Origin of the sequence: Catenulispora sp. EB89 (assembly GCF_041261445.1) — a bacterium.
Lineage (GTDB): Bacteria > Actinomycetota > Actinomycetes > Streptomycetales > Catenulisporaceae > Catenulispora.
The window spans coordinates 325,317-337,713 of the sequence record NZ_JBGCCU010000004.1 but is presented as its reverse complement, the minus strand read 5'-3'; the positions used below and the strand labels follow the sequence as shown (position 1 = coordinate 337,713).

The 12,397-nt window shown below is 72.3% G+C and carries 10 protein-coding genes; 8 read left to right on the top strand and 2 right to left on the bottom strand.

Annotation, left to right across the window (positions count from 1 at the left end):
- Window position 1 precedes the first annotated feature (1 nt).
- From ABH920_RS11145 to mraY, 5 genes are all read left to right on the top strand, one after another.
- On the top strand, window positions 2–856 hold the full coding sequence (locus tag ABH920_RS11145; protein WP_370348830.1) for a hypothetical protein: 855 nt from the start codon (window positions 2–4) through the stop codon (window positions 854–856).
- Between the two features lie 36 nt (window positions 857–892).
- Window positions 893–2,980 (top strand): peptidoglycan D,D-transpeptidase FtsI family protein, encoded by a 2,088-nt coding sequence (locus ABH920_RS11140; protein ID WP_370348829.1) that lies wholly within the window; start codon window positions 893–895, stop codon window positions 2,978–2,980.
- Between the two features lie 163 nt (window positions 2,981–3,143).
- Entirely contained in the window at window positions 3,144–4,793 is a 1,650-nt protein-coding gene (locus ABH920_RS11135) for a UDP-N-acetylmuramoyl-L-alanyl-D-glutamate--2,6-diaminopimelate ligase (protein WP_370348828.1), read from the top strand.
- A 32-nt stretch (window positions 4,794–4,825) separates the two neighbouring features.
- Window positions 4,826–6,361 (top strand): UDP-N-acetylmuramoyl-tripeptide--D-alanyl-D-alanine ligase, encoded by a 1,536-nt coding sequence (gene murF, locus ABH920_RS11130; RefSeq protein WP_370348827.1) that lies wholly within the window; start codon window positions 4,826–4,828, stop codon window positions 6,359–6,361.
- Between the two features lie 71 nt (window positions 6,362–6,432).
- Window positions 6,433–7,503, top strand: coding sequence for a phospho-N-acetylmuramoyl-pentapeptide-transferase (gene mraY, locus ABH920_RS11125; protein WP_370349029.1), 1,071 nt, complete (start codon window positions 6,433–6,435; stop codon window positions 7,501–7,503).
- 16 nt (window positions 7,504–7,519) lie between these two features.
- Here mraY and ABH920_RS11120 read toward each other — a convergent pair whose 3' ends face one another.
- Both ABH920_RS11120 and ABH920_RS11115 read right to left on the bottom strand, forming a co-directional pair.
- Entirely contained in the window at window positions 7,520–8,056 is a 537-nt protein-coding gene (locus ABH920_RS11120) for a hypothetical protein (protein ID WP_370348826.1), read from the bottom strand.
- Between the two features lie 64 nt (window positions 8,057–8,120).
- The gene (locus ABH920_RS11115) at window positions 8,121–9,296 is read right to left on the bottom strand and encodes a glycerate kinase (protein ID WP_370348825.1); all 1,176 of its coding nucleotides are present in this window, start codon (window positions 9,294–9,296) and stop codon (window positions 8,121–8,123) included.
- 130 nt (window positions 9,297–9,426) lie between these two features.
- Here ABH920_RS11115 and nadA point away from each other — a divergent pair, with 130 nt between their 5' ends.
- The 3 genes from nadA (at window position 9,427) to ABH920_RS11100 (ending at window position 12,345) form a co-directional block, all read left to right on the top strand.
- Entirely contained in the window at window positions 9,427–10,599 is a 1,173-nt protein-coding gene (gene nadA / locus ABH920_RS11110; RefSeq protein ID WP_370348824.1) for a quinolinate synthase NadA, read from the top strand.
- Between the two features lie 231 nt (window positions 10,600–10,830).
- On the top strand, window positions 10,831–11,196 hold the full coding sequence (gene erpA, locus ABH920_RS11105) for an iron-sulfur cluster insertion protein ErpA (RefSeq protein ID WP_370348823.1): 366 nt from the start codon (window positions 10,831–10,833) through the stop codon (window positions 11,194–11,196).
- A gap of 159 nt (window positions 11,197–11,355) precedes the next feature.
- On the top strand, window positions 11,356–12,345 hold the full coding sequence (locus tag ABH920_RS11100; RefSeq protein WP_370348822.1) for a carbohydrate kinase family protein: 990 nt from the start codon (window positions 11,356–11,358) through the stop codon (window positions 12,343–12,345).
- Window positions 12,346–12,397 lie beyond the last annotated feature (52 nt).

Sequence of the window (12,397 nt, the reverse complement as noted above, 5' to 3'; positions counted from 1 at the left end):
GATGGGCGCGGAGGGTCCGGGTGGCGGCGGTGTCGACGGTGGTGTTGGCGGTGGTACCGGCGGTGGGGAGCGATTAGGCCGGTCGGGCGGCACTGAGTCGTCCGGCGAGGCGGGCGGTGCGAAGTCGGGGAGCGGTTCGGGGGGTTCTGGCGGCTCCGGCGGCTCCGGCGGCTCGGGCCGTGGCGGCGCTCTCACTCCGCGGCTGGTGGTCCTGGCCGGGCGCAAGGGCACGCCGTCGTTGTTGCCGTTCGTGGCGGTGCTGCTGGTGCTCGGCCTGGTCGGGCTGCTGGCGCTGCTGTTGCTGAACACCGAGCTGAACAAGGGCGCGTTCACCATAAAGCAGCAGAAAGCCACCGCGACCAAGCTTCAGCAGGAGTCGGAGCAGATCCAGCAGTCGCTGGACGGCCTGGACGGTCCTGGCGCACTCGCGTCGAAGGCCTCGCAGATGGGCATGGTGCCGAACCCGAACCCGGCGTTCCTGGCTCCGAACGGTTCGGTGCTCGGCTCGCCGACGCCCGCGCCGAAGCCCTCGACCCCCGCGCCGACCGCGAACGGTGCGGTCCCCGGCGCCGCGGTACTGCCGACCACGCCGGCCCCGACCACACCGACGCCCAGCCCGACCGCTCCGGTCGCGCCTCAGGCCAAGCCCGGCGCGGCTGCACCGCACGCCCCGGTCGCGAACCCGCTCACGACCCCGACCCCGACCCCGACCCCGACTCCGGTGCCGACGCAGACCACGCCGACGCCCAGCTCGACCGCGCCGGTCGCTCCGGTCGCGCCCCAGGCCAAGCCCGGCGCGGCTGCACCGCACCTCCCCACCACGCCGACCCCCACTCCGACCGGGGCCGGCCGATGACTTCCACCACCTCCCGAGCAGCAACGGGGAGCAACCATGAGTGACCGAGACCGCCCCGAAGACCCGCGCCCGCGCAGCGCCGGCCGCCCCCGCCGCCCGGCCGGCGACCGCGACGCGCACCAGCCGCCGCGCCCCGCCCGCCCGCCGCGTCAGAGCCCTGACCGCGACGCGCAGAGCGCACCGGCCCGTCCTCGCAAAACCGCCGTCCGTCAGCTCGCCCCCCGCCGTCCGGCCGGCGCGGGCACAGGCAGCGCCCCCTCCCGCCCGCGCCCGCCGCGTCCCCCCGGCCCGCGCACCCCGACGCTGCGCATGGGCTCGCCGCGCCGCCGCCTGCGGGTCACGATGTTCGGCCTGCTCTTCGCCTTCTCCTTGTTCGCCGGCCGGCTCTTCCAGCTCCAGGCCGTCGACGCCGGCGGGTATGCCGCGGCCGCCGAGAAGGGCCGCGAGGCCACCGCCACGCTGCATGCCAGCCGGGGCGCGATACTGGCTGCCGACGGCACGCCGCTCGCCGTCTCCGTCGAGGCGTACGACGTCACCGCCGACCCGACCCTGGTGGCCCGCTATCACGAGGACGTCGACGAGCTCGCCGCGAAACTCGCCGGCCTGTTCTCGGCCGCGCCGGAGTACGCGCAGGGCGGTGCGCCCAGCGTCGCGGACCTGCAGGCCGCGCTGACCAAGACGGACACCCGCTACGTCGTGCTGGCGCACAAGGCCTCGCCGGCGACCTGCGCGAAGATCCGGCAGCTGGCCGTGTCCAACACCAGCAACCCGAACAGCACCGTCGGGGTCTACACCAACTCCCGCGACGACCGGCGCACCTATCCCGGCGGCACGCTCGCGGCGAACCTCATCGGCTTCACCGACTCCGACGGCGTCGGCAAGGCCGGGATCGAGCAGATGCTCAACGACAAGCTGGCCGGCAAGGACGGCCAGGAGTCCTACCAGGCCGCCTCCGGTGTGGAGATCCCGACCACCGGCGTGAACCTGAAGCCGGCGGTGGACGGCGAGAGCGTCAAGACCACCATCGACCCGGACATCCAGTGGGCCGCCGACCAGGCGCTGTCCAAGGAGGTGCAGCAGACCGGCTCGGTCTCCGGCACCGTCGTGGTCGAGGACGTGAAGACCGGCCAGATCCTCGCGCTGTCGAACTACCCGACCTTCGACCCGCGCCACATCACCACCGCGGACGGCCCGAACCTGGGCAACCGCGCCTTCACCGAGCCCTTCGAACCCGGCTCGGTGGCCAAGGTCATCACCATGTCCGCGGCCATCCAGACCGGCGTGGCCGAGCCCGACACCCAGCTGCCGCCCTTCACCTCGCCGCAGCGCGTCGGGCGCTACATCTTCAACGACGACGTCTCGCACGGCCCCTGGAGCCTGACCATGACCGGGGTCCTGGCCGCCTCCTCCAACATCGGCACCATCGAGGTCGCCGACCTGTTCCAGCCGCACGGCGTGGACCGCGACCAGACCATCGCCAAGTACCAGCGGCTGTTCGGCTTCGGCCAGAAGACCGGCATCGGCTTCCCCGGCGAGAGCGCCGGCCTGCTGGACCCGCCGGAGAAGTGGAACGACACCGAGCGCTACACCGTGCTGTACGGCCAGGGCCTGGCCGCCACCGCGGTCCAGGACGCCTCGGTCTACCAGACCATCGCCAACGGCGGCGTCCGCATCGCCCCGAGCCTGATCCAGGGCTGGACCGACTCCTCCGGCAAGTACACCCCGGCCGCCGCGCCGCAGCAGACGCCGGTGGTCAGCGCCGCGACCGCGACGAAGGTCGCCGACATGCTGGAGGCGGTCACCACCTCCCAGCGCGGTACCGGCACCACGGCCCAGATCCCCGGCTACCGGGTCGCCGGCAAGACCGGAACCGCGAACCGCTACGACGAGAAGCTGGGCCGCTACAACGGCTACACCGCGTCGTTCATCGGTTTCGCCCCGACCGACAAGCCGCAGATCGTCGTCGCGGTCTCGCTGCAGGCCCCGGTCGGCGCGCACTTCGGTGCCGAGATCGCCGCGCCGGTGTTCACGCAGGTCATGTCGTTCGGGTTGCAGAGCCGCGGGATCGCGCCGACCGGCACACCGCCGGCCAACCTGCCCACCACCTACGGATCCGGTAACTGACCGGGCACCCGGAGCTGATTGTTAACCCATTGACGCAAGAGGCCGTCTCTCCCGCGTTCGTCAGGCCTCACCAGCCGGTTCGGCCCGAACGCGGGACGGGACGCGAATATCGGCGAGGAGCTGAACGCACGACCGCGCTCCGCGAACCGGTAGCCTTCCGCTCGTGCCCCAAGTGACCGTCCCCGCCGATCCGACGACGTATCGGGATCCCATGACCTCCACGCCGCGCCCGCAGAACATCCCGCAGCACAGCGTCCGCGCCTGTGCGGAGTACGTCGGCGCCGCCGTCGTCCCCGCGGACGCGGCCATGGAGTTCCTGGAAGCGGCGGTCACCGGGATCTCGCACGACTCGCAGGCGATCCGGCCCGGCGACCTGTACATCGCCTGGCCCGGCGCGGCGCGGCACGGCGCCGAGTTCGCGCCCGGCGCGGTGGACGCCGGAGCGGTCGCGGTCGTGACCGACGCGGCCGGCGCCGCGATGCTCGACGGCCTGGCGGTCCCGGTCCTGGTGGCCGAGGACGTCCGCGCCCTGGCGGGCCGGCTCTCGGCGTACGTGTACGGCGAACCGGCCACGCACCTGGCGATGTACGGCGTCACCGGCACCAACGGCAAGACCACCACCAGCTACCTGATCGACGGCGGTCTGCGCCGGGCCGGCCTGAGGACCGGCGTGATCGGGACCGTGCAGATCCTGATCGGCGACGAGGTGGTGCCCTCCGTGCGCACCACCCCGGAGTCCCCGGATCTGCAGGCGATCCTGGCGACCGCCGTGGAGAAGGGCGTCGACGCGGTCGCGATGGAGGTCTCCAGCCACGCGCTGACTTACGGCCGCACCGCCGGGATCAGGTTCAAGGCGGCCGCGTTCCTCAACCTGACCCAGGACCACCTGGACTTCCACGCCGACTTCGAGGACTACTTCGAGGCCAAGGCGAAGCTGTTCACCCCGGGGTACACCGAGCGCGCCGTCGTCGACGTCGACGACGAGCACGGCCGCAGGATCGTCGAACGCTGCCGGGCTAACGGCGTCGAGGTGCACACCTTCTCTATCAAGGGCGAAGCCGCCAACTGGACCGCCGAGGCCATCGAGCTCGGTGCCGACGCCTCGACGTTCACCGTCGTGGGCCCGGACGGCGGCCGGCACCAGGCCCGCGCGGGCCTGCCCGGGGACTTCAACGTCGCCAACGCGCTGGCCGCGATCGTGCTGCTGGCGGTGAGCGGGATCGAGCTGGAGACCGCCATCGCCGGGGTCGGCGATGTCCACGGCGTCCCGGGCCGCATGGAGCGGGTCCAGGTGCCGGGCCAGGAGTTCCTGGCGGTCGTCGACTACGCCCACACCCCCGACGCCGTCGAGACGGCGCTGCGCGCGCTGCGCCCGGTCGCCGAGCGCGGCCACGGCCGGCTGCGCGTGGTGGTGGGCTGCGGCGGGGACCGCGACAAGAGCAAACGGCCGCTGATGGGCGCCGCCGCCGTGCGGCTCGCCGACGAGGCCGTGTTCACCGATGACAACCCGCGTACGGAAAGTTCAGCGGACATTCTCGCGGCCGTCACCGCCGGCGCCGACGCCGAACTGGCCGGTGCCGACCAGAATTACCGCGTGGTGGCCGACCGGGCCGAGGCGATCGCCTCGGCGGTGGCCGCCAGCGGCCCCGGCGACGTGCTGATCGTCGCCGGCAAAGGACATGAGCAGGGGCAGGAGATCGCAGGAGTGAAGAAGCCGTTCGACGACCGGGTGGTGCTGCGCGCCGCTTTGGAGGCGTCGGCTGGGGCCATCGCGGCTGGGGCCAAAGCAGAGAAGGGCCACAGCGAGCAGTGAGCCCCCATAATCTCGGTTGGATCGCGCAGACCGTGGGCGGGACCCTCAGCGGTCCCCCCGGCGCCACACAGGAGGAGCTCTCGGAGCTCGCCGTCACCGGGCCCGTCGTGTTCGACTCGCGGGACGCCGCCCCCGGAGCGCTGTTCGTCGCGTTCCCCGGCGAGAGCGCCGACGGGCACGCCTTCGTCCCGGCCGCCGTGGCCGGCGGCGCCGTCGCCGTCCTGGCCGCCCCGGACGACGCCTACCGCAAGCCGTGGGAGGGCCGGGGGAGCGTCCCGACCGTCACCGTCCCGGACGGCGACCTGCTGCGGGCGCTGTCCGCGCTGGCCACCGCGCACCTGGCGGAACTGCCCCGGACCACGGTCATCGGTGTGACCGGCTCGGCCGGCAAGACCACCACCAAGGACCTGATCGGCCGGCTGGCCGCCGAACTGGGCCCGACGGTGGCGCCGAAGGGCAGCTTCAACAACGAGCTCGGATTCCCGATCACGGTGCTGCGCACCGACGCCGACACCCGGTACCTGGTCGCCGAGATGGGTGCGCGCGGCATCGGGCACATCAGGCACCTGACGACGATCGCGCCGCCCCGGATCGGCGTGGTGCTGAACGTCGGCAGCGCGCACCTCGGCGAGTTCGGCAGCGTCGAGGCCATCGCCGAGGCCAAGGGCGAGCTGCCCGCGGCCGTGCCGGAGGCCGGGAACTGCAACCCCGACCGGGACGGCGTGGCGATCCTCAACGCCGACGACCCCCGGGTGCGCGGCATGGCCGGGCGCACCAAGGGCCGCGTGGTGCTGTTCGGCGAGGCGCCGGACGCCGACGTGCGCGCCGAGGACGTCCGGGTCGGCCCGGACGGCCGCGCGAGCTTCACACTGCTGTACCGCGACGGCGAGGGACCGCACCGGTACCCGGTCGCCTTGCGGCTGGTCGGCGAGCACCAGGTGTCCAACGCCCTGGCCGCCGCCGCGACCGCGCTGGAGCTGGGCCTGCCCGGCGCGAAGGTGGCCGAGGTGCTCTCCGCCGCCGAGCCGGACAGCAAGTGGCGGATGGCGATCGGCGAGTCGCCGGACGGCGTGACCGTCGTCAACGACGCCTACAACGCCAACCCGGAGTCGATGCGCGCGGCGCTGAAGACGCTGGCCACGATGGCCCGCTCGCGCCCCGGCGCGCGCTCCTGGGCGGTGCTGGGCACGATGGCCGAGCTCGGCGCGGACTCCGCGGTCGAGCACGACGCCGTCGGGCGCCTGGCGGTGCGGCTGAACATCGCGCAGACCGTCGCGGTCGGCCCGGGCGCCGCCGCGATCCACAGCGGCGCGTCGATGGAAGGGTCCTACGACGGGGAGTCGGTCGCGGTGCCGGACGCCGAGGCCGCGCTGGCCTTCGTGCGGGCCGGAGTGCGGCCGGGCGACGTGGTGCTGGTGAAGGCTTCGCGGGCGATCGGGCTGGAGTGGGTGGCCGCGGCGCTGTTGGAGGGCGTGGGCTCGGGCTCGGGCGCGGCCCCGGGTGCGGCCCCGGGTGTCGGGGAAGGCGCTCCGCCGCAGACGAGCGGTGCGGGAGGTGGCGTCCGGTGAGCACGTTCGCGGCGGTCCACGCCGGGGTGGGCGCGGTGGTGCCGCACGCCGGCTCGGAGAGCGGCCTGCAGATGCGCGGAGTCCTGTACGCGGCGGGGATCGCGCTGTTCTTCTCGCTGATCGGCACCCCGATGGCGATCAAGACCCTGGCCCGCTACGGCTTCGGCCAGCCGATCCGCGAGGACGGCCCGACCACGCACCAGGCCAAGCGCGGCACGCCGACCATGGGCGGCGTGGTGATCGTGCTGGCCACGGTGCTCGGCTACGGCTTCACCAAGCTGGCGACCATGCGCATGCCCACCGCCTCCGGGATGCTGGTGCTGTTCCTGATGGTCGGCATGGGCGTGGTCGGGTTCACCGACGACTTCCTGAAGGTGTTCCGGCAGCGCTCGCTGGGCCTGCGCGCCAAGGCGAAGATGATCGGGCAGTGGATCGTGGCGATCGCCTTCGCGGTGATGGCCCTGCACTTCCCGAACGCGCTGGGCTTCACGCCGGGCGACACGCACCTGTCGTTCGTCCGGAACATCTCGGCGATCGACCTCGGCGCGGTCCTGTTCGTGATCTGGGCCGGCCTGCTCATCGCCGGCACCTCCAACGGCGTGAACCTGACCGACGGCCTGGACGGCCTGGCCACGGGCTCGTGCGTGATGGTGTTCGCGTCCTACGTGCTGATCGGCGTCTGGCAGCACGGCGAGTCGTGCGCCACCCTCGGCACCGGCGTCCAGGGCTGCTACCCGGTCCGAGATCCGCTCGACCTGGCGATCGTCGCGGCGGCGGTGATGGGCGCCTGCTTCGGCTTCCTGTGGTGGAACACGTCCCCAGCGAAGATCTACATGGGCGACACCGGCTCCCTGGCCCTCGGCGGCGCACTCGCGGGCCTGGCGATCTGCTCGCAGACCGAGCTGCTGCTGGCGCTGCTCGGCGGCCTGTTCGTGATCATCACGCTGTCGGTGGTGATCCAGGTGGGCTACTTCAAGATCAGCGGCGGCAAACGGGTGTTCAAGATGGCCCCGCTGCACCACCACTTCGAGCTCGTCGGCTGGGCCGAGGTGACGGTGGTGGTGCGGTTCTGGATCATCTGCGGGCTGTTCGTGGGGCTCGGGCTCGGTGCCTTCTACGCCGGATGGATCACGGTCAAGTAGGGATCGGCGTTCGCGCTCAGTGGGCCGTCACGAAGCTGGTGACGGTCCACTGCCCGTTCTCGACGGCGGTGCGGACGGCGGTGACGACGTGGTCGCAGGTGTCGCGCGGGGCCGCGGGCGCGATCGCGACTCCGTGCACGTCCACGAAGACGATGGCCGGATCGCTGTCGGCATAGGCCGCGCAGAACATCTCCGAGCTGATGTATTCGCGGACGTGCGTCGTGCGATAGGCGGTCAGCAACGCCCGCACCGCCTTCGGGTCCCGGGTCTCGTGCTGGGTCACGGTCCCCGGTTCGTCGGCACTGTCACGGCATTCGATCACTCGCACGGGGACGAAGCCCTGCGGGATCGGGCCGCCTGCCTTGTGCGGGTCGGAGTCGTGCGGGTCAGAGCAGTCCGGCTTGACGTAGACCGGAGATCCGGTCGGCATGCGGGTGGCGACCATGCCCCAATAGCCGCTGACCCCGTTCGGGAAATCGGGGGAGTGCCGCCAACCTTCGACCGCCCCGGCCGTCGCCGCTACCGCGGCCGCGCCGAGGGCTGCCAGAAGCATGAGTCTCATAGCTCTGGGACGCCAGGCGCCGGCCGCCGGTTCCCAGCCACGGCTCTCCCCCGAGCTACGCGTGCGCCCAGCTCTTCGCGACCCGCTCGGCCAGCGCCGCCAGGTGGAACTCGGCGTGCGCCATCGCCTCCTGCGCCGAGCCGGCCTGCTCGGCGACCTCGTACGCGGCGGCGAAGCCGGCGGCCGCCAGCTCGCGCTTGCCGACCTCCACGAGTCCGGCGAGGACCAGGCAGGGCCTGCCGGATTCCAGGGCCGCCTCCGCGACGCCGGTGGGGACCTTGCCGCCGAGCGAGCTGTGGTCGAAGCGGCCTTCGCCGGTGATGACCAGGTCCGCCTCGGCGATCAGCTCGGCCAGGCCGGTTTCGGCGATGACCGTGCCGATGCCCGGTACGCGCCGGCCGCCGAGCAGCATCAGGCCGTAGCCGAGGCCGCCGCCCGCGCCGGCGCCGGGGGCGTCGAGGGTGCGGCGGAGCGCTCCGGGCTCCTGGCCGATGGCGCCGGCGAGGTGGGCGAAGTGCGTGAGGGCGGCGTCGAGGCGCTGGACGTCGTCGTCGGTGGCGCCCTTCTGCGGTCCGAAGACCGCCGCCGCGCCGCGCAGGCCGAGCAGCGGGTTGTCCACGTCGCTGGCGATGACGATCTCGACGCCTGCCAGGCGCCGCCGGGGCTCGGTCAGGTCCAGCGAGTGCAGGCTCTTCAGCGCCCCGCCGCCGGCCCGCAGTACCTCGGCCGGCTCGGCGCCGAGCGCGGCCAGCAGGCCCGCGCCGCCGTCCGTGGTGCACGTGCCGCCGAGGCCGATGACCAGGCGCTTGGCGCCGTCGTCCAGGGCCGCCGCGATGAGTTCGCCGACGCCGTACGTGGTCGCCGCCTTGGCGTCGCGCTGCTCGGCCGGCACCAGGTGCAGTCCGCAGGCCTCGGCGACCTCGATGTAGGCGGTGGGGTGCCCGGCGGCGTCGGCCTCGCCGGCGGGGCCGCCGGCCAGCTCGATCAGGTACCGCCCGGTGACCTCGGTGCCCAGCGGGCCGGTGACCGTGGCCAGCTGCTCGCCGAAGCGCCGCCGCCCCTCGAAGGCGTCGGCCAGCGAGTCCAGGAAGCCCGGGCCGCCGTCCGACATCGGGACGCCGGTCACGGTGTCGTCCGGCGACGTCCGCAGCCATCCGGCGGCGACGGCCTGCACGGCCTCCGGCGCGCTGAGCGTGCCGGCGAACTTGTCCATGGCGATGACGATGTGCACGCTCCGGATGGTAATCGTTTTCTGCCGGGCGGCGTTGTGACGTCCACCACGCCGGCCCGACCCGGCTTCTCGTCACACTGACACCAGGGTATGATCTCTTAACGTCAGATAGACGAAAAGGGGTAACGGGATGAGCACCACCACCTTCCAGGAGCCGACTCCCACACCGGTCAGCCTGCTCCTCCTGGGCCGCAGCGCCGACCCGCGCAGCGAGCGCGGCGTCGAATGCCCGGGCGACCTGCCCCCGGCCTCCGACCCCGACCTGGTCGCCCGCGCCGCGGCGGCGAAGGCGAAGCTGGGCGACCGGCTGTTCGTCCTGGGCCACCACTACCAGCGCGACGAGGTCATCCAGTTCGCGGACGTCACCGGCGACAGCTTCAAGCTGGCGCAGCAGGCGGCGGCCCGGCCGGAGGCGGAGTACATCGTCTTCTGCGGCGTGCACTTCATGGCCGAGTCCGCGGACATCCTGACCAGCGACGCGCAGCAGGTGATCCTGCCGGACCTGGCCGCCGGCTGCTCGATGGCCGACATGGCCACCGCCGAGCAGGTGGAGCGCTGCTGGGAGCGCCTGGAGGACCTGGGGCTCGCCGAGAGCGTGGTCCCGGTCTCGTACATGAACTCCTCGGCGGACATCAAGGCGTTCACCGGCCGGCACGGCGGGACGATCTGCACGTCCTCGAACGCCCAGCGGGCCCTGGAGTGGGCCTTCGCCAAGGGTTCGCAGGTCCTGTTCCTGCCCGACCAGCACCTCGGGCGCAACACCGCGGTCCGCGACATGGGCTTCTCGCTCGACGACTGCGTGGTCTACAACCCGCACCGCCCCGACGGCGGCCTCACCGACGACCAGCTCCGCGGCGCGAAGATGATCCTCTGGCGCGGGCACTGCTCGGTGCACGGCCGGTTCACCCCGGAGTGCGTGGACGAGGTCCGCGAGCGGATCCCGGGCGTGAACGTGCTGGTGCACCCGGAATGCCGCCACGAGGTCGTGGAGAAGGCGGACTACGTCGGCTCGACCGAGCGCATCATCGCGCTGCTCGACGAGGCCGAGCCGGGCAGCGCCTGGGCCATCGGCACGGAGCTGAACCTGGTGAAGCGGGTCGCCGCGGCGCATCCGGACAAGCAGATCGCGTTCCTGGACAAGAGCGTCTGCTACTGCTCGACCATGAACCGCATCGACCTGCCGCACCTGGTGTGGACGCTGGAGGCGCTGGCCGACGGCCGGGTGCCGAACGTGATCGAGGTGGACGCGGACACGGCGCACTTCGCGCGGGTCGCGCTGGAGCAGATGCTGGCGCTGCCGTAGGAGCGATGCGAGGCCGGGCGGTGTGGGCGTGCCGGGCGCGCGTGGTGCTCGGCGAGCTCGGCGACTCGTGAAATGACCCCCGCGCGGGGTATGACCCCCCGCACAGCCCCGCCCGCACCTTCCAGACCTGTGCGACGATGGAGACGGAATAGCTTCCGGCGGCGCGTGGTTCCCCCTTGTTGTGCAGGCGCGCTCCACGGGGCGCCGGTGTCCAGATGAAGGAGTACGCATATGACCGTGCAGACGGAGACCTCGTCGGAGGCGACTGTCGCGGCGGGCATCATCCTGAGCGCCGAAGCGGCGTCCAAGGTGAAGTCGCTGCTGGAGCAGGAAGGCCGCGACGACCTGTCGCTGCGCGTCGCCGTGCAGCCCGGTGGCTGCTCGGGTCTGCGCTACCAGCTCTACTTCGATGACCGCTCCCTCGACGGCGACGTCGTCGCCACGTTCGACGGGGTGAACGTCGTCACCGACCGCATGTCGGCGCCGTACCTGACCGGTGCGAAGGTCGACTTCGTGGACACCATCGAGAAGCAGGGCTTCACGATCGACAACCCGAACGCGGGTTCGTCGTGTGCCTGTGGCGACAGCTTCAGCTAGACGGAAACGACCCGCTCGGCCGCGCACGGCATCTGTGAAGGTGTGTGAAGGCCGGGGCGGAGGCTAATACGGTGGGTGGGCCCGTGCGCGGGTCCACCCATTTGCCGTGCCCGCAGGACGTCGCGCCTACGTCATACCCGAGAAGAATCGAGTCCTCCCGTGCGTGTTGCCGTCGCCGGTTCCATCGCGACAGACCACCTGATGAGCTTCCCCGGCCGCTTCTCCGAGCAGCTGGTCGCCGAGCAGCTCCACACCGTTTCGCTGTCGTTCCTGGTCGACTCCCTGGAGATCCGCCGCGGCGGCGTGGCGCCGAACATCTGCTTCGGCATGGGCAAGCTGGGCATGCGCCCGATCCTGGTCGGCAGCGCCGGCGAGGACTTCGGCGAGTACCGCTCGTGGCTGGAGCGGAACAACGTGGACTGCGAGTCGGTGCGGATCAGCGAGCTGCTGCACACCGCGCGCTTCGTGTGCACCACCGACGCCGACCACAACCAGATCGCGTCCTTCTACACCGGCGCCATGGCCGAGGCGCGGCTGATCGAGATCGGGCCGATCGCCGAGCGGGTCGGCGGGCTGGACCTGGTGCTGATCGGCGCCGACGACCCCGAGGCGATGCTGCGGCACACCCAGGAGTGCCGCGAGCGCGGCATCCCGTTCGCCGCCGACCCCTCGCAGCAGTTGGCCCGCATGGGTGCCGAGGACATCAAGCAGCTGGTCGACGGCGCGCGGTACCTGTTCACCAACGAGTACGAGGCCGCGCTGATCGAGCAGAAGACCGGCTGGGACGCCGACGAGATCCTGCGCCGAGTCGGGGCCCGGGTGGTCACGCTCGGCGCGAACGGCGTGCGGATCACCCGGCGGACCGAGGACGGCGGCGTCCAGGTGCTGGAGATCGCCACCCCGAAGGAGGAGGCGAAGTCGGACCCGACCGGGGTCGGCGACGCCTTCCGCGCCGGCTTCATCGCCGGCCTGTCCTGGGGCGCCGGCGAGGAGCTGGCGGCGCAGGTCGGCTGCATGCTGGCGACGCTGGTGATCGAGACGATCGGCACGCAGGAGTACGACCTGAGCCGCGGCCGGTTCCTGGAGCGGTTCTCGGTGGCGTACGGCAGCGCCGCCGCCAGCGAGGTCGTGCGGTACCTGGCGGCCTGAGGCCGCTGGGCCGAATGAGCTGAACCTGCTAGGCCATCAGAGTTAAGCAAGC

What these genes read in the sequence shown, in the direction of transcription:
- ABH920_RS11120 (WP_370348826.1), bottom strand. Translation starts at nt 8,056, where the DNA reads ATGCTTCTGGCAGCCCTCGGCGCGGCCGCGGTAGCGGCGACGGCCGGG.
- ABH920_RS11145 (WP_370348830.1), top strand. Translation starts at nt 2, where the DNA reads ATGGGCGCGGAGGGTCCGGGTGGCGGCGGTGTCGACGGTGGTGTTGGC.
- ABH920_RS11140 (WP_370348829.1), top strand. Translation starts at nt 893, where the DNA reads ATGAGTGACCGAGACCGCCCCGAAGACCCGCGCCCGCGCAGCGCCGGC.
- nadA (WP_370348824.1), top strand. Translation starts at nt 9,427, where the DNA reads ATGAGCACCACCACCTTCCAGGAGCCGACTCCCACACCGGTCAGCCTG.
- mraY (WP_370349029.1), top strand. Translation starts at nt 6,433, where the DNA reads ATGCGCGGAGTCCTGTACGCGGCGGGGATCGCGCTGTTCTTCTCGCTG.
- erpA (WP_370348823.1), top strand. Translation starts at nt 10,831, where the DNA reads ATGACCGTGCAGACGGAGACCTCGTCGGAGGCGACTGTCGCGGCGGGC.